This window comes from Chitinophaga silvatica (assembly GCF_003419895.1).
In the GTDB taxonomy this organism is placed as follows: domain Bacteria; phylum Bacteroidota; class Bacteroidia; order Chitinophagales; family Chitinophagaceae; genus Chitinophaga; species Chitinophaga silvatica.
Genome location: NZ_QPMM01000005.1, coordinates 1 through 22,108 on the forward strand (window position 1 = coordinate 1; position 22,108 = coordinate 22,108).

The 22,108-nt window shown below is 39.3% G+C and carries 13 protein-coding genes; 5 read left to right on the forward strand and 8 right to left on the reverse strand.

Going from position 1 to position 22,108, the window contains the following annotated elements:
- Positions 1-145 precede the first annotated feature (145 nt).
- Positions 146-895: an HNH endonuclease gene (locus tag DVR12_RS11085; RefSeq protein WP_116975751.1), complete on the reverse strand. Its 750-nt coding sequence runs from the start codon at positions 893-895 to the stop codon at positions 146-148.
- Between the two features lie 328 nt (positions 896-1,223).
- Between DVR12_RS11085 and DVR12_RS11090 the strand changes: the two genes are divergently transcribed.
- Together DVR12_RS11090 and DVR12_RS11095 are read left to right on the forward strand one after the other, a co-directional pair.
- Positions 1,224-2,432: a glycosyltransferase family 87 protein gene (locus DVR12_RS11090; RefSeq protein WP_116975752.1), complete on the forward strand. Its 1,209-nt coding sequence runs from the start codon at positions 1,224-1,226 to the stop codon at positions 2,430-2,432.
- A gap of 64 nt (positions 2,433-2,496) precedes the next feature.
- Positions 2,497-4,785 (forward strand): GH92 family glycosyl hydrolase, encoded by a 2,289-nt coding sequence (locus DVR12_RS11095; RefSeq protein ID WP_116975753.1) that lies wholly within the window; start codon positions 2,497-2,499, stop codon positions 4,783-4,785.
- Between the two features lie 33 nt (positions 4,786-4,818).
- Here the strand turns inward: DVR12_RS11095 and DVR12_RS11100 are convergent, their stop codons facing one another.
- Both DVR12_RS11100 and DVR12_RS11105 read right to left on the reverse strand, forming a co-directional pair.
- On the reverse strand, positions 4,819-5,808 hold the full coding sequence (locus DVR12_RS11100; protein ID WP_116975754.1) for a carbohydrate-binding family 9-like protein: 990 nt from the start codon (positions 5,806-5,808) through the stop codon (positions 4,819-4,821).
- Positions 5,809-5,862: 54 nt separating this feature from the next.
- Entirely contained in the window at positions 5,863-7,911 is a 2,049-nt protein-coding gene (locus DVR12_RS11105) for a M13 family metallopeptidase (RefSeq protein WP_199417086.1), read from the reverse strand.
- Positions 7,912-8,054: 143 nt separating this feature from the next.
- On the opposite strand from DVR12_RS11105, the gene DVR12_RS11110 reads away from it, so the two are divergent.
- Both DVR12_RS11110 and DVR12_RS11120 read left to right on the forward strand, forming a co-directional pair.
- Positions 8,055-9,236, forward strand: a complete 1,182-nt coding sequence (locus tag DVR12_RS11110; protein ID WP_116975755.1) for a DUF5009 domain-containing protein — start codon at positions 8,055-8,057, stop codon at positions 9,234-9,236.
- A gap of 409 nt (positions 9,237-9,645) precedes the next feature.
- A complete protein-coding gene (locus tag DVR12_RS11120) occupies positions 9,646-9,900 on the forward strand; it encodes a hypothetical protein (protein WP_116975757.1) in 255 nt (84 codons plus the stop codon).
- Between the two features lie 180 nt (positions 9,901-10,080).
- Here DVR12_RS11120 and DVR12_RS11125 read toward each other — a convergent pair whose 3' ends face one another.
- From DVR12_RS11125 to DVR12_RS11145, 5 genes are read right to left on the reverse strand one after another with little or no spacing between them, the layout of a single operon-like run.
- A complete protein-coding gene (locus DVR12_RS11125; protein ID WP_116975758.1) occupies positions 10,081-11,961 on the reverse strand; it encodes a monovalent cation:proton antiporter-2 (CPA2) family protein in 1,881 nt (626 codons plus the stop codon).
- A gap of 2 nt (positions 11,962-11,963) precedes the next feature.
- Positions 11,964-12,572 carry an NAD(P)H-dependent oxidoreductase gene (locus tag DVR12_RS11130; RefSeq protein WP_116975759.1) on the reverse strand — a complete coding sequence of 203 codons (609 nt, stop codon included), beginning with the start codon at positions 12,570-12,572 and terminating at the stop codon, positions 11,964-11,966.
- A gap of 31 nt (positions 12,573-12,603) precedes the next feature.
- A complete protein-coding gene (locus DVR12_RS11135; protein ID WP_116975760.1) occupies positions 12,604-14,454 on the reverse strand; it encodes a chloride channel protein in 1,851 nt (616 codons plus the stop codon).
- Between the two features lie 16 nt (positions 14,455-14,470).
- Complete coding sequence (locus DVR12_RS11140) at positions 14,471-15,379, reverse strand: transglutaminase domain-containing protein (protein WP_116975761.1); 909 nt, start codon at positions 15,377-15,379, stop codon at positions 14,471-14,473.
- 21 nt (positions 15,380-15,400) lie between these two features.
- Positions 15,401-18,004 carry an NACHT domain-containing protein gene (locus DVR12_RS11145; RefSeq protein ID WP_116975762.1) on the reverse strand — a complete coding sequence of 868 codons (2,604 nt, stop codon included), beginning with the start codon at positions 18,002-18,004 and terminating at the stop codon, positions 15,401-15,403.
- A 610-nt stretch (positions 18,005-18,614) separates the two neighbouring features.
- Between DVR12_RS11145 and DVR12_RS11150 the strand changes: the two genes are divergently transcribed.
- Positions 18,615-22,108: Ig-like domain-containing protein (locus tag DVR12_RS11150; RefSeq protein ID WP_147323446.1), on the forward strand; the 3,494-nt coding region annotated here is incomplete at its 3' end.

A 22,108-nucleotide genomic window follows, 5' to 3' on the forward strand; every position in this document is an offset into this window, starting at 1 on the left:
ATATATTACTATCTTTGAAAACAGATGTCGAATTTGATCAGTTGATTATCTGTTTACACAATTTATTTTATAGTCTCCAATCAGATTTTTGTGATTGAGCTTATTAATAATGTTCTAGCTCATCGATAGGAATATTTTGGATGAGCTATGAAGAAATATGATTTATATTATATAATTCTTTAAGTGTTTCCACTGTATGTTTATTCTTATTTCTATGCAACATCCTATGACAGTTGGCGCAAACTAGAGCCAAATCCTCTAATTTAGTATGCTTGACCATTTTTAAATTTGCTAATGGAATGCGATGATGACATTCAATATATCCTTCTCCATGTGAGCCATAGAACTGATGAAAATCGAAACCACAAACTTCACAAATTAGTACTCCTAGGGCTTTTAAGACCTCTTTTTTCTTCATTTTTACAATCTTGGGGTCTCTTTCATAAACTTTATGAAGCTTCTGAAGGGTTTTTCCTTCAATAGCACCATTATATTCTTCTTCCTCCTCATCTTCTTCTTCTATTTTTGAAATAGCTTCTACAAGTGATGGACTATTTGATATGTTTTTAAGTGATTCTGCAATTTGATGAAGAGTTTCTTTTTTGTGTACAAAGGCTTCAAAAATTTGCCTGTCAAGTTTGGAGTGCCTAAGCATTCCTTTCCCCTTGTAAGTAGGATCAATTGCTGCAAAATTGGATAGCTTTAAAGTAACTCCGTTTACATTCCGGAATTTTTCTTCATCAGTTTTATCAATCCCCAATGGAAGCTTGTTGAGCAACTCGCTTAATTCAATAATCTTTGGGTTTTTGCTATCTATGATACCCCGATCTGGGGAGAAATATAGATCTAAAGCCAAAATAATTTCATCTTCATGCCATTTAGGGTTCCGTTTCATCTCCTCAATTTATTAAATTAAAAGATACTATTTTTCCTATTTTCTATTGAATATCTTTTCATTTACTGCTATTATTCTGCACTGAAAATGCAGCAATCATTTTATTATTTACTTTTATACGTCTGAAAATCGAGAATGTCATGTTTCTACTCTTATCGCTTTTAGCAATAACAATTCTATTCCTTTTGGTTGCCGGAATTAGATATTCCGTAAATGAACAGTCAAGACAATGGTCTGAAATGGAATAATTTGTAATTTCTGCTAGGGGGAAGCCCGAACAATTGCGTTATATCTTCGTACTGTAGCATTAATCTACAAATTACCAGATATGCGTGAAAAACGGAATGTGCTGACTTACTTAGCAGGAAAGGAATGGGTGATCCTCATACTATGGTTTGGATTATCTTTTATTAGTGCCATTTTAGAAGTAACCAGAAATAGTTACAATAACTATGTAATATTCAGGAACGTTTTCTATCACGTATGCGATCAGTTACCCCTATATATCCCCTATCCCAACGAATACAACGACGTAAATCTTTATGGTCCTGTATTTAGTCTGGTGATTGCCCCTTTTGCTCTGCTACCAATAGGTATTGGAGCCTTACTATGGTCGATGGGGGGAACTGCAGCGCTTTACTTTGCAATTCGCAAACTTCCTATCACCAGAATTCAGCAAGGTGTTGTGTTAATACTATGTTCCCAGGAAATGATGGGAGCCAGCACCTGGTTTCAACTTAATCAATATATCGGTGCATTCATTATTCTAACCTTTGTCTATACCATTAAAGGAAAGGAAATGTGGGCCGCCTTTTTTATAGTATTAGGCACACTCACTAAATTTTATGGAATAGTAGGTCTGGCATTCTTCTTTTTTAGCCCGAATCCATGGCGTTTTATCTATTCATTAATCCTATGGTCGGTTGTTTTGTTTGTATTGCCTATGGCTATTTCTTCTCCTACCTATATTGTCCATTCATATGTAGAGTGGATTGAAGCTCTGGTACATAAAAATGCAATTAATGTTGATGGCTTTGTTACATTCCAGGATCTTTCAGCAGGTGGATTTATTAAGAGAGTATTCCATATTCCATGGTTAAGTAACATGGCGGTTTTGATCCCTGCCACTTTAATTTTCATGCTCCAGTATACACGCTTGCAGTATAGATTCAATTCAAGATATCGGTTGTATATATTATGTTCTGCTTTATTATTTCCAGTACTTTTCAGTACCAGCGCGGAATCACCAACCTATATCATTGCCGTACCAGCTCTTTGTATCTGGTATGCTATCCAACCTGCAACAAGAGCAAATAATATATACATATTCTTCTCTATATTATTGGTGAGCTTTAGCCATTCCGATTTGCTAACTCCTTGGTTTAGAACCAATATAGCCATTCCTTATGCAATAAAGGCTTTACCTTGCCTTGTAATGTATCTCAGACTGGCCTACGAAATCTATACTAAACAGTTCCTAAGCAAACCAACCGATACAATTTTAACATCAAATAAGCTGAAAACAGTAGCCGGGTAGAAAAAATACTGGAAAAAATAATAATCAGGCCGTAAATTGCTGCAATTATTAAAGGTTTTTGATTATGTACCCAGTATTTAAAATAGGTAGTGCCGCTTTATTGTCTTCTTCTTTATTAATAAGCAATTTGGCAGGCGCACAACAAAAATTATCCCCTTTACCTGGTGCTAAAGAAAGTCAACTTCTTGCCAATGTAGATCCTTACATCGGTTCCGGAGGCCATGGACACGTATTTGTTGGTGCCAGTGTTCCATTTGGTGCCGTGCAGGTAGGCCCTACTAACATCGTAAAAGGGTGGGACTGGTGCTCTGGATACCACTATTCAGATAGTGTAGTAGTCGGATTTCCTCAATTGCACTTAAGTGGTACAGGAATCGGAGACCTGGGTGATGTGTTAATCATGCCTTACACAGGAGCTGTAAGAACTGAAAAAGGAACACAAACCAACCCAACTTCAGGCTATGGATCTCATTATTCCCATGATCGGGAAATTGCACGTCCGGGATATTATGCCGTACAACTCGACGATTACAATATTAAAGTTGAATTAACGGCTTCCGAAAGGGTTGGATTCCACCGCTATACATTCCCAAAACAAGGCCAAAGCAATATCATCATCGACCTGAATGAAGGTATCGGATGGGATGCTCCTGTTGAAACTTTTATCAAAAAGGTGGATGACTACACGTTGGAAGGATATCGTTATTCTAAAGGATGGGCCGCTGATCAACGCGTTTGGTTCACAATTAAGTCCTCTGCCCCTATCAAAAAATTCCTGGTATTCGACAATAACACCGCTAAAGAAGGAACAGAAGTAAAAGCTAAACAGGCAAAAGGTGTGATCGTTTTTGAAAAATCACCTGGAGAAGTGAAGCTTAAAGTAGGTATCTCTCCGGTAAGTAGTGCTAATGCCCTTGCAAATATTACTGCCGAAATTCCGGATTGGGATTTCACTAAAGTGGTAAATGCGGCTAATGCTAAATGGGAGAAAGAATTGTCAAGAATTCAGATTAGCACAAAAGATGCTGCTGCTCGTAGGGTTTTTTATACCGCTTTCTATCATAGCATGATTGCTCCGGCATTATTTAATGATCATAACGGGGCATATAGAGGAACTGATAAAAAAGAATACTCAAACCCTGGTTTTAATAACTATTCAGTGTTTTCACTCTGGGATGTATATCGTTCCTGGGCCGCTTTGAATACCATCGTACATCCGGAGAAAGTTAGTGACTTCGTTAACACGATGCTTACCATCCACAAGCAACAAGGAAAACTCCCTGTATGGCATCTGATGGGTAACGAAACTAACTGTATGGTTGGTTATCATGCCGTTCCGCTGATTGCTGATGCTTTCCTGAAAGGATTCAAAGGCTTTGATGCTAATACTGCTTTTGAGGCAATGAAAACTACTTCAAACAGAGATGAATTCGGACTGAAATACGTAAAGGAACTGGGATATATTCCTGCAGATAAAGAATATGAATCTGTCTCTAAAGCAATGGAATATGCAATTGATGATTGGTGTATTGCTGCCGTAGCCAAGAAACTCGGTAAGCAGGAAGATTACGAATACTATAAAAAACGGGCTGGCTACTACAAAAATTATTTCGACAGCTCCATTAAATTCGTACGCCCAAGATTAAGCGATGGTTCCTTCAAAACTCCTTACGATCCATTCAACTCAGTGCATGAAAAAGGTGACTTTACTGAAGGAAATGGTTGGCAATATACCTGGTTGGTACCTCAGGATGTAGAAGGATTAATTCAACTTATGGGTGGCGATGAAGCATTTACCCGGAAACTCGATAGTCTCTTTACCGCGAAAGGTGATATGGGTGCTGAAGCTTCCAGTGATATTTCTGGTCTGATAGGTATGTATGCTCACGGTAATGAGCCTAGTCATCACGTTACCTATATGTATGCTTTTTCGGGTTATCAATGGAAAACGGCTGAAAAAGTACGCCAGGTAATGAAAGAATTTTACTTCGATCAGCCGGAAGGACTGGCAGGAAATGAAGACTGTGGTGCAATGTCGTCCTGGTACATATTTTCCAGCATAGGCTTCTACCCTGAAAATCCGGCTAGTGGCATATATGTAATTGGTAGCCCGTTGTTTGATAAGAGTACAATGAATGTAGGTAATGGAAAAACATTTACCGTTGAAGCACAGAATAATAGTGCCGATAACATCTATATTCAAAGCATCACTTTAAACGGCAAACCATATACTAAAAGCTATATTAAGCATTCAGACCTTGCAAAAGGTGGGAATATGGTGATTAAGATGGGTAACAAACCGAACTTGGATTTCGGTAAAGCATTGGCCGACCGACCAACGAATGAACTATAAAACAAAAATGGCCTCGATTATTCGAGGCCATTTTTATTTGCGTATCAATCTACCATCCTGATTTACTGATAAGTTATTTATTGTTGCCTCAAACTGAATAGTTGTTGCTTCAAGGGTTATTTTATATGGCTGGTCTGGTAGCTCTAATTCCGCAAGCTGGGCAAATCTCTGATGTTGCCACCTGTACATCATTTCTTTTATAAATACCTGCCATAATACTTGTTCCTCCTTAATGGAAGCCGGTAGCTGAAAGCTTGTGTCGGAGGCCTCTGTAGTAAATTTTACATATCCCCATCTCTCTGGCAAATGCATATTTACTATTCCTTGTGGCGACCATGACCAATTATGCTCTGGTTTTTTGAGTATAGTATACTGCCCATCCTTGATTTCCTGATCCCATTCTACGCGTAAAAAATTCATGCGCCAGATACTTCCGTTAGAGGGTTTAACCGAATTATCCATAAAGCTCAAAGCCGAATATGGGATGGCCATTTCAACAGTCCATCCTTGGTCTTTATCGCCCGGCTTATTTAATGTGCCAGAAACATGAACTGCGGTTTTCATCCCTTTTGCATCCCAGTTGATAAGGGCTTTGCCTCCACTTCTGTAGGGTTTGGAAAGATATAGATCCATTACGGTATTAAGAGCATTAATTTCAAGCTCATAATAGTCGTTGGCATCACCATCAGGATCTATAAAAACTTCAAAGTCGTTTTCCTTAAATAATAAGTCATCCCGATTCTTATAGTGTGCGCTAACCGCTGGTTCCTCCAGTTCTGCGGCAATATATAAATATTGATCATCCCATATCATTTTGGCCCTGGTTTTAAATTTGGGGGTCAAAGATGGAGAGCCTGTTATATCAACAAAATCGTTAGTCCATTGTGCTTTTTGCCATGCTTCGTCATTTAATATTCCATCTATTTTAACAGGGGAAGAAGCAGGTATGCATATATAATGTTGTTGGGCAAATAAACCAGTGTCGCAGAATAATATTACAATGGTATATAGAAAGGGTTTCATGCTATTTTGGGTTAAAAAAAGGAGCCGAATTATCGGCTCCTAAAGTATTATAATTTACCAGATTCTCACTCTTAAACTATCAGGTCTGTACATCCCATCACCTGGTTGAACGCCATATACTTCGTAGAAGGCATCTACATCACTAAATGGACCATTAACACGGAATTTAGCAGGAGAATGTACATCTGTTAATATACTTCTTGCCAGATTTTCCTTTTTGGTATGATGTAGCCAGCCAAGTGCATAGCCCATGAAGAAACGTTGAGAAGGTGTATATCCTGCAATCGGGGTTCCTTTTTTAAACTGTTCTGTTTTCTTAAATGCATCCCAGCCTAAAAGTATACCACCCAGGTCGGCAATATTTTCGCCTAAAGTAGCCTTACCATTGATGTGTAGAGAATCAACAACCACATAACCATCAAACTGTTTAATCATTACAGCTGCACGTTCATTGAATTTCTTTTCATCTTCTTTTGTCCACCAGCTTTTCAGATTACCATCAGCATCAAACTGACGGCCTTCATCATCAAAGCCGTGGGTAATTTCATGCCCAATAGTTGAAGCTCCTGCATAGCCATATACGATGGCATCATCCAGTTCTTCATCCAATTTGCCTGGTACGGTGAAGATACCTGCCGGCAACACAATTTCGTTGTTACTAGGGTTATAGTATGCGTTATAGGTTTGAGGCGACATATCCCACTCTGTTCTGTCGACCGGTTTACCTAGTTTATTAACGTAATATTGATGCCACCATTTTTTACCGGCAATAGCGTTATCATAATATGATTGCTCCTTGATTTCCATAGCACTGAAATCTTTCCACTTATCAGGATATCCCACTTTTTTAGTGATCTTGGAAAGTTTGTAGAGGGCTTTTTGTTTGGTGCTATCGCTCATCCAGTCGAGCTTTTCGATTCTGTCTTTAAGCGCTCCTCTGATTTCTTCAACCAGGTTTTCGTATCTCTTCTTAGCTTTTTCGTTGAAGAATTCTTTAACAAACAATTGGCCTAGAGCTTCTCCGAGATATCTTTCTTCTGCATCTAAAACTCTCTTCCAGCGTGGTTTTTGCTTGTCTTGCCCTGCAATCAGTTTGTTGTAAAATTCGAAATTGGCATTTGAAATTGTATCACTCAAAGTAGGAGCGGCTTCACTGATAAGATTCCACTTCACATAGTTTTTCCAGGCTTCCAGCGGTTCAGACTTAATAGCATTGCTTAAAGTTGTAAAGAATTCTGGTTGGCCTACAATTACGGTATCTGCATATTTGGTAATACCCTGATTTTTAAGGAAGGCAGACCAGTCGATATTTCCTGCAATTTTATTCAGGCCACCGATTGCCATTTTATGGTAGTTTGCTTCAGGGTCGCGTAACATTTCCAGTTTGCGGCTCGATTTAGCAAGAATAGTTTCCAGCTTCATAATTTGTTCCGCGGCTTTTTTGGAAGCTATACTATCCATGCCGGTAAATTGTAGCATCCTGGAAACATGCGCTGGGTAGGCATTACGGATAGTAGAGGTGCGGGCATCTGTATTAAAATAGTAATCTCTGTTTGGTAATCCCAGGCCTCCCTGGTAAAACTGCACAGCAATTAACTCACTATTTTTAGCATCCTGTCCTATGTACATATCACAGAACATGCCTGTTGCATTGCTGTTTTGGCCAATAAGCTGCACTAATTGTTCAATATTAGTAGTGGCATCAATAGCTTTGAGCATTGGCTCGATAGGTTTAATACCATCAGCATTTGCGCGGGTGCTATCCATTGCACTTTTCCAGAAAGCTGCAATTTTCTGGGAGATGGGATCAGAAGGATTAGCTGCTGCATGCTCATTAATTGTAAGCAAGCGTTTGTAAATCTCTTCTCTTACCAGGTTACCGATTCCCCAGGAATTATATTCAGGAGGAATTGGATTACGCTTAATCCATCCACCATTGGCATAATCGAAATAGTCTTGTCGGGGATTTACTGTGGTATCAACATTAACGGCAACGGCATCTGGAGAGGATTGGGCATTTTGATCTTTTTGCCCTTGATTACATGCAAGGAATAGGGAAACTCCAAGCATAATTCCTGCTCCGTTGAGGGTGTGTTTCATCATATGAAGCGTGAAGATTTTGTTAGTGAGGTAAGGTAGCATTTTTTTGTAATCTGTTGATTGAAAATTGGGTCAGCGGTCGATCTCTCTATTGTAAATTCATGGTTTATTATTGTAAATTGTAAAATTCATCCCTTTCTATTCTTATGATAAACAATCTGAAATCAGGTCGAATCCTATCTATAGATGCGTTTCGCGGAATTACAATTCTTGTAATGGTATTTGTTAATAATGTATCTGGCGTATCGGGAGTTCCGTCCTGGATGTTGCATGCACATCAGAATGAAGACAGAATGACTTTTGTTGATGTTGTATTTCCTGCATTTCTGTTTATTGTAGGCATGTCGATCCCTTTTGGAATTAATGCACGTTTGGCTAAGGGTGATGGATGGTGGAAACTGCAGGGGCATATAATCTGGAGAACGATTGGACTAATAACACTTGGCATTTTTATGGCCAATACCGAATATGTAGATGCCGCAGCAACAGGTATGAGTATGGCTGTATGGTCGCTGCTTTTTTATTGCTGTGCAATCCTTGTATGGCAAGCCTATCGTATTAAACAAGTGTGGATAACCTATACACTTCGTGCTATAGGTATCATTGGGTTAGTGTATTTAGGTGTTATTTTCCGGGGAACCGACAGCACCAGCAAATATCTTGCTCCACATTGGTGGGGTATTCTTGGTTTAATAGGATGGGCATACTTGTATGCATGTATCATTTATCAATTATTTAAAGGGAGAGCAGGAGGTATTATGTTGATGATTATAGTTTGTGTAGTTGGCTATACATTACTGCAGAAGCTCGATCATCCCGGTACTGGTTGGATACGTTTGCAATCAAGAAATCTTACACATACTGCAATTGTTCTTTCCGGATTATTGGTATCATTATTTTATTTTGATGAAGATATTGATTTGAAGGGTAGAAGATTATTTTCGAGAATCACCGGCTATTTAATTCTGTTGATTACTGCGGCTTTTCTGTTAAGACCTGCTTTTGAAATTTCAAAAAACAGGGCTACTCCAAGCTGGGCTTTATATAGTGCTGCAATAAGTGTAGTAATATATTCATTTTTACATTGGCTGATTGAGACTAAACAAATCAATAAATGGGTTTCCTATATCCAGCCGGTTGCATCTAATCCTTTATTAACTTATCTACTGCCTGACATAGTTTTTTATGCCCTGATGTTGGCCGGAATAACCCTGCCGGCTATACTCATGGAAGGAACTACCGGGATAATTTGGTCGGCCTGCTTTTCTGTACTCATGCTCTTCCTGGTGAAGGGGCTGAATAAATTAGGAATAAGGCTACAGCTGTAACAATCGTATATACTATTGCGTTATATAGTCAGAGTGCTGAAATTTTTTTAGTACTCTGACATCCATTTTGCTTATAATCCACGTAAATAAGAATAGTAGAAATCAGTAAGTGAACATAGGACGGAAACAGATTTTTATTAACATCCCAAACATCCCCCATGAAGAAAGTCGCGATAGTATTAATTTTAACCGGTATCTTTTTCGCTATCTTAGCTAATTATGCATTAATGAATGACTGGATTTGGTTTAAGATCTTTCATACCTTAGGCTTTATAGGCTATATATTGATAATTAGCGGATTAGCATATTTCTCTGTGTGGTTAATTCATTTTTTTTCAAGGGAAGAAAAAAATAGGATGAAACGCTATTCACACCAGAGACAGGAATAACATAAATTTTTAGACAACAGATGTCCGATACATTTACATTAAAATTCGAATTCAAGGGAAAACCACATATACTGTATGTAGAAACACTGCATCAACAATTTAAAACAGTATACAGAGTGGTAGTAGCAGATCAGGAAATTACTTTCGAACCTGATGAAGAAGGGTATGTGAGAGCGGTTGCCAGCAAGCCTCTACATGATCAATTACATACAGTTGATATAGAGTTATTACATCACATAGCCGGACTCATTGTCAATCATATTGGTATGAGTTAGATGTTGATCTACCCGCAATTCAGAAATTTAATGCAAACATGGATTGAACGGGAATAGATAGAGTTTGAGGATTAAATAATCAGATCATCATGTTTTAAATATAATTCTGATTTGATAATCAAATATTTACAACCCGGAAATTAAGTGTCACCCTACTTGAATGACTTTTCTAATGAATTATTAATCTTCTGTTTTGCGGATTTCTTCACGTAAAGTATCCGGATCCCAGCCCTGACGATCATCTAACCAGGATTTCATTCTATCTGCCGCCATTAATTTCTCCATTTCTTCTATTCGCTCTTTCATTGAAGAGATATATTGCTTTTTATCGTCGCGGAGTGCCGACAACCCTTTTAGGGTTTTTTCATCCTGCTTGAAAAATGTTCGGGAAGCTCTCTCACTCTTGTATGCCCTACCCCCTAACATTCTAAGCGCATCTACTCCTAAACGAAGAGAAGTATCCACTGTTTCTCTATAAATATGGAGTACACCTAAATCCATCAATTCAAAAGCATCTTCGTTTCCTGAAGCTCTAACCAGTAGTTGAAGATGCGGAAAATACTTTTGGGCCATCTTCACGATATCAACAGTTTGGTCGGGATGGTCTGTTGCAATGATCAATATCTTCGCGGTTGCAGCTCCTGCTGCTACCAGTAAATCATATCGGGATGCATCACCATAATAAACATTAATACCCATATTATGCAGGGCATCTACCCTATCAGAATCCAGATCCAGGATGGTTGCGTTTATGCCATTAGCCCGTAAAAAGCGGCCTGTCATGCTTCCAAAACGCCCAAATCCTGCAATGATAATAGGGTGCTTCTCCGTAATTTCATCCGGTTTTCTATCCTCTGTTCTTTCAGATCTGGTATAATGAGGCTGAATTACTTTTTCATAAAACAGGATTACCAGTGGTGTAAATGCCATACTTATTGCAACAACTGCAGTAAGCATATCTGTTGTTTCTGCATTTAATAAACGGGTCTGATGACTAAATGCTAACAATACAAATGCAAATTCACCTATATCAGCCAAGGCAAACGAGAATAATAAATTTTGATCAATACTTAATTTAAAAATCCTCCCGAGAGAAAATAAGACAAGTGCTTTTATTGCCATTATACCTAGTACCAGCCCGAGTATGAGCCAAGGGTTTTGGACTATCAGTTTGAAGTCGATAGATGCGCCAACAGCTATAAAGAATAAGCCAAGCAGTAATCCTTTAAAGGGTTCGATATCACTCTCCAGTTCATGCCGGTATTCGCTATTGGCTAGTACAACACCTCCTAAAAATGCACCTAATGCTGAACTTAATCCTACCAGATTCATAAGTACTGCAATTGCTACAACTATTAACAAGGCACTGGCAGTAAATAACTCTCTGACTCTGGTTCTTGCAATTATTCGCATCAATGGCCTGATGAGGTACCTCCCTGCCAGAATGATGGCTGCTACTGCTCCCAGAACTATCAGGGTTTGGGCCCACCCGGGTAAATTGTCTCTTAATGAATGTTCCTGTGCCGCATCAGCTACCACGTGAGTTGCCAATAGAGGAAATATAGCCAGCATTGGAATAACTGCTATATCCTGAAATAGCAATACAGAAAAGGCACTTTGTCCGGCTATGGTACCCATCCAACCTTTTTCATTCAGCGTTTGCAGAATTATCGCTGTTGAAGAAAGTGAAAGTATCATTCCCAGTGCCAGCGAAACATTGATGGGTTGCCCAAATAAATAGGCCGCCGCTGCCAGTACTGCCCCAGTGAGAATGACCTGTAATCCGCCCAACCCTAGTATGGAATTTCTCATCCGCCATAACAAGGTGGGTTCAAGCTCAATTCCAATCAGGAAAAGCATCATCACCACTCCAAATTCGGCGAAATGCATAATGTCTTCTCCTTCCCTACCTATAAAACCTAAAACAGAGGGACCAATTATAATACCTGCTAATAAATAGCCCAACACTGCACCTAACCCAATCTTCTTTGCTATTGGAACAAAAAGAATGGCTGCCGCCAGATAAACCATCGACTGAAACAATAAAGAATGCTGATCCATAATTATTGTTGGGTTTGAGCTGGTAATTGAAGAATTTGATATAGATAGGAAAGTTGAGATAAGGAGGAGATATTAAAATTATCTGCCTGCAATCTCTTTATTGTTTCAGTAAGCTGCCTCGAATGTTCTCTTATATCTTCGTATTCATATTTATGAACTCCAAAGACCACAAAAGGGGCTGCATATTCCATGTTGCATAGCCTGGCCGTTTGTCTGAAGGGCAGCAAAAACTCATGAATCGTATGTTGATGATGCCCTTCCGGAGAATAAGACTGCTCAGGGCCGCCAACCGAAATTATATTTCCCATTACTTTGCCTTGCAAGGCTTTCCCGGTCCGGCCATATGCCCATCCATGTTCAAGTACCAGATCTATCCATTGCTTAATGATGGCTGGTGCACTGTACCAGTAAAAAGGATGTTGGAATAAAATTATATCGTGCGACAGTAAAAGCTTTTGTTCTCTGGCTACATTAATATCCAGATCAGGGTAGTTTTCATATAAATCGTTAAAAGTTACACCAGGTATACTTTTAACGGCCGGCATTAACTGCGCATGTACTCTGGATTTTTCCAGAGCCGGATGTGCAAAGTTTATCAAAACGCTCGCCATGGCTTTGGGATTTCAATTCCTGTTGTTATTGTTATGCTTCCGAGTATTCCTGTAACAAGGCTCTGTATTTATTCAGAATGTTTGTTTTAGAAATAAAGCCTATTAAACGTTTCTCCTGAACCACCGGTAGAGTCCATACCTGAACATCTTCAAATTTCTTAATCACTAAATTAATATTATCATTGATACCAACAATTGCAGGAGGGCGTCGCATCAATTTTTTAACAGTGACAGTATCATAAAGTTCAGGTTCAAAAAGTACCGGCCGTATTTCATCAATTAAAATAATTCCTTCAAGATGTTGGTCATTGTCTACAACTGCAATTAGATTTTTATTGCCCACCTTGATTAAGTCAATTACTTCCCTTAAATAAGACTCCTTATTTACCCGCTGAATATCGGTATCCATTAGCTCTTCCAGCTTTAGCAGCAAGAGGATGTTTTTGTCATGGGCTTTGGTAAATACTTTTCCTGCCTTTACCAGCTCTTTGAGTTCAGGAGCTATCGGAGAAAACCATTTTGCCATGAGAAAGGAGATGGTAGCTACTATCATTAGGGGTATAAACAGATCGTAGCCCGAGCTGGATTCGGCAATCAGGAAGATGGCGGTTAATGGGGCGTACATCACTCCTGCCATTACTCCGGCCATTCCAACAATTACCAGATTGGTTACCGGAACATTTTCAAATCCAACTTGCTGACAAACGGTTGCAAAGAAGAAGCCCAGAAATCCACCGGCAAATAGGGATGGTGCAAAATTTCCTCCATTTCCTCCACTTTGAATGGTAACAGAAGCGGCAAAAGCTTTTAATAAGCAAACACAGCCGGTGAATGCGATCAGCATCCAGCTTTCTATTGGGAAATATCTGAAGAAGCTATTCTGTAAAATAATTTCGCCATGACCGGAAGCTAATGATTTTACACTAGTATAGCCTTCTCCGAATAAAGGTGGAAGTGCCACACAAAATGCAGAAACTATAATCCCGCCCAGTATGGCTTTTTGAAGGGCTGTCCACTTCAGGCGATGAAAGAAATGTTCTACTTTCTGTGAAATCACAACATAATATCTGGCATAGCAGCCAGCAAGTAGTCCTAATACCAGGTAAAAAGGAACATTATGATAATTGAAAGGATTTCTTGATTCGAAATGAAACAATACTTCTTCCTGTAATATGATTTTTGATAGTAAACTACCACAAACGGCGGCAACAATTAAAGGGAGGAAGTCGGAAAAAACAACACCTGTAAGTAATATTTCGAAAGCAAACATCATCCCGGCAATTGGAGCATTGAAAGCAGCGGCTATACCAGCAGTAGCTCCGGCAGCCAGGAGTAAGGTCCTTTCCTTATAATCCAATTTATAGGTTTTAGCGTAATTGGACCCCAGAGCGGCGCCGGTAACGGCTATAGGACTTTCCAAACCGGCAGATCCTCCCAACCCAACAGTGATAGCACTTTGCAGGATCTGAGAATACATCTTAACGGGAGGTATATTACTGGAATTCTGGGCAATTTCATGTAAAATGGCAGGAATCCCCTTTCGCGATTGACCTTTAAAAAACCAGATTACAACCAGGGTGGTAAGTACAATTCCCAGGAACGGAAATATCATGTAAAATATTAACTGGGTCTGGAAATGTACCTTATTGGTAATAATATAATGAATATAGTGTACGAGGCTTTTTAATAAAACTCCTGCTAATCCGGCAGTACAACCCACGAAGATACCTGACAATAATAAAAACTGATTACGGGTTAGTTTGCTATGAAGCCAGTGTAACAGTAGTTCATAGCTTTTAGCGCTCTTTAAGCTATATTGCTCGAACTCCTTTTTAAATCGAAAAAATGAGTGATGTTTTCGAATGCGACTAAATCGGGTCATTGCGCAAATTTAAGTATCAGAGCTCAATAAGCGCATAAACTTTATCATTCATATACGGACCACCCGGATTTCTGGCAGTATAGTCGAGATTTATCCAATATTCCCCGTTTAGCTCGTGATAGTAGATTTCTTTAATTGGAGGTTTGGGGAACAGGGTAACGATAGCCTGTTTCATAATCTCGAACTCGGTTTTGCTTCCGCAATATAGTTCGGGGTAAGCGTGTCCTTTTATTAATACAATCCGGCATCTGGCGCCGATAGACTGGAGGCAGGAGGTCATTAAGAGTGAGTGGTCGTCACAATCTCCCCCCAGGCCATTCAGAATAGTTTCTCTTGGATTAGCAAAATATTCATCACGCCTGGAATCTAATACATATTTAAAATGATTATTAATGTATTTAAATAAGGAGAGGAAGCGGGTTATTTTACCATATTTATAATAGTATTCATCAAAATAGTCTAATGAGTGAGTCACGGAGAAGTTACGAACAACAGAGTCCTGAAAGTTAATTTTCTCTCTGATTCCTCTAACTGTTTTATCTCTGTAGCTTTCCACGCGCCGGGGATATAAGCTTAGGATATCTATTTGTTTGCTGTCTTTTGCTCTAAGGTTGCCTTGAACCATTCCTTTATAATCGTTAAGAACATTGGTAAAGGAATATTGATTGGTAGCCCAGGTAACAAAAACGGTACAGCAAACCATTAGGAAAAATGGAATGATAATGGGTCTGAATAGCCATTTGATGAAATACAGGAGTAGCAGACAAGCCACTACAGCAATAATCAGATCCAGATGCCAGCCGTTTAAAACGATGGGTGGCAGGAAACGGTTAATGTAGGGCGCAAAAGAAAGCAGTGTTAAAAGACTTAACACGTTGAACACTACTTTCTGCTTCCAGGAATATTTACTTTGATCAATGGCCATTATGCTCGCAATAAAGCAAAATTATGCCATAATCCTAGCAAAGTTTGAAACGGCTTGTTTAAAAGAAGTACTTTTTCTGATTAATTCTATTTGATGCATGGTATCATTCTGCTGCTTATCCATGTCTAATTGTTGATAAATCTTACTGAGCAGACCAAAGTTCATAAGGGCCAGAATTTTAAAATCTAGTTTCTGGGCATTTTCAACTGCACTTTCAGCAGTTCTTATGGCTTTATTAAACTCATGCTCACTGAAGTAGACGCCTGCATAAAGCATTTTCTGGATATTCTCCAGGTACTTTCCTCCGACAAAATCTGCAGAATAGGTTTTAAATACTTGTTCGGTGTGTCTGCAAATTCTTTCTGCGGGAGCGGTTTGTCCTAAACTTAAATGAGCATGAGCCTGGCAGCATAGTAGGTGCATTCGAAGTGAATCGGTCTTTCTGTGTTGTAGGAATGGATATGATTCAAATATGCTGATGGTAAAGGTCAGGAGATGTTCATAGTCACCAAGTAATTGAAAGACTATACACATATTTCTGAGTACAATTTCTTTAGCTTCAGAAATTTGTTTTTTCCCACCTTTTCTCCAGTATTTAAAATAGCTATAAATTTTTTCCTTGATTTCTTCGTTTACGATACCGAATTTCAGAAATTCATAGATCCAGAGTTGGATTTCATAAGGGGTCACCCAAAGTTCATCTTCAAATTCTTCCGGTCCATAAATTTTCTTAATGCTATTCAATTCAATTTCGCATTGTTCTGCATCCAGTTGGAGCAGCGACATAAAGAAGAGTTTGCTTCTGATTTTCAGTTTATCTTCCCTGGATTCTGCGAGATTTAATAGTGCTGTCAGTACCTTACGCTTTCTAAAATGCGTAAATTCTTCGCTGATCAGCGGACTAAGCGGATTTTTCTTAAAGAAGCCGGTAGGGAATACAGATTTCAGATCGCCCTGGTTATTACCATCATGTTGGTAGTGTAATACCAGATATTCCAACAGATGGGATTTTTCTGTATCAGTAAGTGGTATATGCATCATTTTAACAATACCATCTACTTGAGCGTGATTAATGGCAAATCTGAGCAGCCATCTGAAAACGCCGATTCGGTAGGGCGATTGTGGTAAATGATGGAGGATACTTAGTAAGAGTTGTTCAGTGATTTGTTGTTCATTGTTTTTCAGATAGTGCATAGCTACAAAATATTCCAGTAGCATGGTATGGGCAAATCTGACTTTAACATTGAACATGATTTCCTGGCTAAGATTTTCTTCAACTAAAATGTTGTCGGCCAGTAGTTCTTTATATGCAGGGAAAAGATCGGCATTTTGATTCAGAAGTAGGTTTTTATCGGTATAAATACCTGCTTGTCCGAGTTTTAATAATGTGAGCAATTTTTCAATGATTTTTATTTTGAAAGAATTGCTTTGTGAATTAAAGACTCTTTGCTGAATGAATCGGGAAACGATTTCGAAAAGGCTGAGGTGTTCGTCTACAAATGCTTTTTCCTGTCCACTATTTAGTTGACAGAATAATTGCAGATAGTAAGGATATCTTAGTTTCTGAAGGAAGTTTTCAGAGAATAGTCTTACGGTTGCCGGATCGAATTGATGGTTATATAATATGGACCTCACTTCAAGTTCGGTGAGGCGAGGCATATTAATATTTGTTTCTTCATCCATTTCGGCGCCGAGGTACCAATATCTTCTGAAGGCTGGATATTGTTGGGAGTGTTGGAAGATTTCGGCCCAGGTGCTGCTACGGATAGAAAGGATTACTTTAACCCAGGGATATAAATCATTAGAGTAAACGAAATCCTCGAGTTTTGAATAGAGGAGGCGAAGTTTTTCACCTGCGATAGCTATTTCGTCAAATCCGTCTATTATTAATATAAGGCGTCCATTCTTTTTATCGAAATGGCTGGCAAAATATTCCCTGAAGTTTTCACCATTGCCGAGGTTCATTTGATTATCGAGCCAGGAAGATAGTGAGAATCCTTTGAGCAACAGGCTACCGGCGGCATGGGCGTGTACAAACCAGCAGACATCTTGTTTATAACGGGCGTCTTTTCCAAACCAGAAATGTTCTGCCAGGTGCACTAAAGAGAGGGATTTACCCCAGCCTGAAGGAGCGATTAAAGCAGTTGCGGCGTAATCACTTTCCAGGAATTTCTCTATATGGGCATTACAGAAAGGGCGATGAACGGTGTTTGGGAAGGCGATTCCGGACCTGTTTTTAAGGGTTAGCATTGTATAATGTGAGATGGCATCGGCTTTTGATTTAAGCTCAGACCATTTACTATTATCTAATGTAACATTAGTATTAGTGCAGGTAGTTTTCTGGCTAACATTCATTAATCTGTAATGATGTTGCTGAAAGTCTTCCCAATCTTTATACTGGCAATACTGAGAGAGGGTATTTAATGTATACCGGGAAAAGCTGTGTTGAGCCACAGCAAATCCATATACTCTTTTAAGCGTAGTTTCACTCACCAGCTTAGTTGTAGTATCCAATATAGACTGAGAGAGATGTTTGCAATCTCCCGGCAACATGACTTCTACACCAAATTTTCGCAAAACTTCATTCTGCAGTGTAGCAATAAAGTCATAGGATAAATCAATCATAGGGGACAATAAATGGATTTTGGAAATTATCGGTACAATTAAAAGTTACGTAGCGGGATGACTTTTAGATTTAGTAAAATTGAATGAACAGCTAAAATTATGGACTTAATGCGTAGTTATATATTATAATTTAATTTAAATTATCTATTTGTATTATTTATTTGAAAAGTTGATATCATATATAAATCGTAATAAATCAGTGCAATAATGTGGCAGTAGAGGGAGATATTAATCTATGTATTTAGAATATAATACTAGAAAAATTCACATAACTTTTTTTTGAGATAAAGCCCTGTAATACAGTATTCAGTTGGATAATGAATAAAATACTAATTGTTGTTTTTCGAATGAATGAAATGAACAAAATATATCACTTTGAATGCATTGAATTCCAGCTACAGAATGAATAAAAAGACCTTTTCATATATAACCTCTACATTTTACTTTCGTACCGTTTTTACACTTTATTAACAATTAATCGCGGACAATATACAGATATCATATAGTCTATATGTTTTCCCCAAAGATATTCCTAACCTCCCTGCCTTCCCTTTAGAGTTTTGTTGGGTCTCAATGAAACTGAAATATTCTTGTTCAAATATTTGATGCTATGCATTCAAAAGCTACTCCTAATAGCCCTTTTACTGCCTTTTTCTGTTTCCCGCTTGCGAAGGGGAATACCGCTGTGAAAGCTAGTGTTGCTGCTCTATTCAACAGAGCCATATCCCTGGCTGCAAAGAGCCTATTGTTGTTGATCCTGATTTTTGGTTTCAGTGTATCTGATTCCTGGGCTCAAACATATACTACAAGAGTATATGCCGATCAGCAAAATGGTTCCACCGCCGGACTGCTTTGTGTGAGCTGTGGTGTAACTAATGGACCCAATGCGGTGGATAACACGCCCGGATTCCAGTATACAGCTTCAACGCTGAATATTACTGCCGGCCTGTTAGGAAGTGTTTACCAGGAACTGGTCTTCTCTAATGGACCAAATGCCCCAGTTCCCAGTCCAAGCACCCCGATAACACTCAAAGTTGGTAGTACGGCTTCTGCATTATCATTAGGGGTATTAGGTGAGATAACTTTACAAGCATATAATGGAACTACTGCAATAGGTTCTCCAATCACAGTAAATTCAGGCCTGTTAAGCCTGAATTTATTGGCTTCCGGAAACCAGGCATATTTAACATTCCCTGCCCCGGGTGTAGCTTTTGACAGAGTAAGATTAACCCTGAATGGGGGCTTATTATCTGCCGCAAAAAGCATCAATATTTATTCTGCTTTTTATACAAAAACCACAACAGGTCCTGTGGCCTGCGATAAAGCTATTGATTTATTAACTGGTGTTGTAGGTAGTGTCGGTGCTTTAGGAGGTGTGACAAACGGGCCATTGGCAATTGATGGAGACCCTTCAACTTTCTCTGTTTTAAATGCTACGGTAACCGCTTTAGGTAACTATGCACAGGAAACTGCCATTTTCCCAGGATTATCTGCACCGGGCGACTCAGTAAGAATTCTGATATCCCAATCCGGCTCCCTACTGAATCTGGCCCTATTGCAAAATTTCACTATCCTTACTTATAATGGTGCTACAGTTGTCGATAGTGTGACAGGTAGCAGCGCTTTATTAGTACTTAACTTACTGTCAGGAAGTACTTCAATTCAAACATTATCATTTAAGGCTTCGGGATCTTTCGATCGTATACAAGTGCGATTAGGAGGTACGCTAAGTGCTCTTTCTTCAATTAATGTACACGAAATACAACGAGTCGGGCCCGGACCTAATTCCTCCGGATCAGGAACGGTCAAATCAACCTGTGTTAATACACCACTTACATTATATGTAAGTAATCCTGATTTGACGAATCTTACGTACACCTGGTATGATTCTACACAAACAACTGTACTTTCCTTAGCCGATAGCCTGGTATTGTCGGGTGCTCAGGTTGCAACTCCTGGTACTTATAAATATTATGTATCTGCTACCAGAAAAACCTGTACGACAGAATCTGCAAAAACATTAGTCACTGTACTAGTGAACCCTACTTCTGTAGAAAGTGATATTAGTGTACCATCTCCTGTACAATATTGTCCGGGAGATACTGTACGTATTACTCCAACTTCTCCTACAGAAACGAAAAATCCGGTATTCACCTGGTATAAGGATAATAGTACCAATGCTCCAATTACTAATGGACAAACAGATGGTACGGCAACATATTTTATCAGCGGTAATGGAACCCTATCTATAGTAGGGTTGTCTATGGGTACCTATAACTACTTTGTAGCTGTATCAGATAGTAACCATTGTCAAAACGACCCTGGTAAACGTGCGCATGTAATGGTAACTATGGGCACTGCTCCGGCCCCTCCTACCGTAGTTCCAACAGTTAATGCATCCACAGGTGTTCCTGTTACCTTAACTGCTGCTGCTGTTTCAGGCGCCACCATCGTTTGGTATCAGGATACTACTGCCGCACCAATAGCTACAGGAGCAACAACTGTTGTGGGTCCATTCAACGCTCCGGGTACTTACACCTACTACGCTGCTGTACAGCTGCCTGGTGGTTGCAGATCCTATCGTGTGCCGGTTGTAGTTACTATAAACGGTCCGGTTACGCCTCCAACTGGTTGTAATGTACCTACCAGTCAGGTGAATGGTACTACATTGGGTTGCGTGCTGTGTTCAGTTTCAAATCCAGGCAACGATATTGATAATGACCCTACTAACTTTACCAGCCTAAATGCTACGGTGAATTTATTAGGGGGTGCGGTATATCAACAATTGATATTCCCAACTCCTGGTGTTGCAACAGATAGTATCCGACTCGATCTTGCTTATCCTGCCGGGTTGGCAAACTTAGGGGTACTAAGTGGTATCGTTATTACTTCCGCTAATAATACAACAGTTGTGCGAAAGGATACCATATCCAGTCTGTTGTCTTTACGCATCCTGGATATTGGAAGTGGTAGGTTTACCGTAACAGTTCCAACAGGAGCAGCCTTTGATAGGGTACAAATTCTGTATAAAGGCACACTAAGTGCTCTTACAACAGTTAATATATATGGTGCGAGAATCGTAGCTCCAAATCCTACAGCCATTTCAAATAATGTTACTGTATGTGCGGGTTCTGTTGCAACATTACAGGCTACTCCTGCTGCCGGTACCAATATTCAATGGTTTGCTGATTCTACCGGCGGGGCTGCTTTAAGTAACCAAAACACCTATACAACTGATACACTCAGAACTCCAGGTGTGGTTACTTACTATATTCAGGTATTTGATGCAAATAATGCCAATTGCGCAAATCCTGATCGTATCCCGGTAAAAGTCACTGTTCGTCCATTAGGATCTCCTTCCAATATAACTGTTCCGTCTACCACCAATACTTGTACTAATGGAACTGCTGTAATCACTCCAACTGCTACTGGTGTATTGAATCCTGTATTTAAATGGTACAGCGATCCTAATAAAAACAATCCAATTACTAATGGTACTGTTGGCGGTGTTACATACGCAATAAACTCTTCTGGCCAATTATCCATTACCGGATTAACAATGGGCACTTATACCTATTATGTAAGTGTAAGTGGTGATACTACCTGCGAAAATGCTGCCGGTAACCTGGCTCCTGCAGTTGTAAACGTAACCAGTGTACCTGCTCCTCCAACAGTAAACCAGAGCGTTTCAGTAAGTACCGGTACACCTGTTACCTTAGTAGCTTCTCCTGCTTCTGGTGGTACCGTATTATGGTATAGCGATACAACCCAGGCTCCGATAGGCAGAGGAAGTTCCATCACTCTTCCAGCCTTCAATACTCCTGGCACCTACAGTTATTATGCTGGTGACAGTATTTCTGGTGGTTGTATCTCTAACAGGATATTAGTAACAATAACTGTTACAGGCCCAATCGTTAACCCTAACTGTAACGTACCAACTTCACAGGTAAATGGTACAACATTAGGTTGCGTACTGTGCTCTGTTCAGAATCCAAATAACGATATAGATTTAGACACCACTAACTTCACTACATTAAGCATTCCGGTTGGCTTATTAGGAGGTTCAGTATATCAACAACTGATCTTCCCTACTCCAGGTACAGG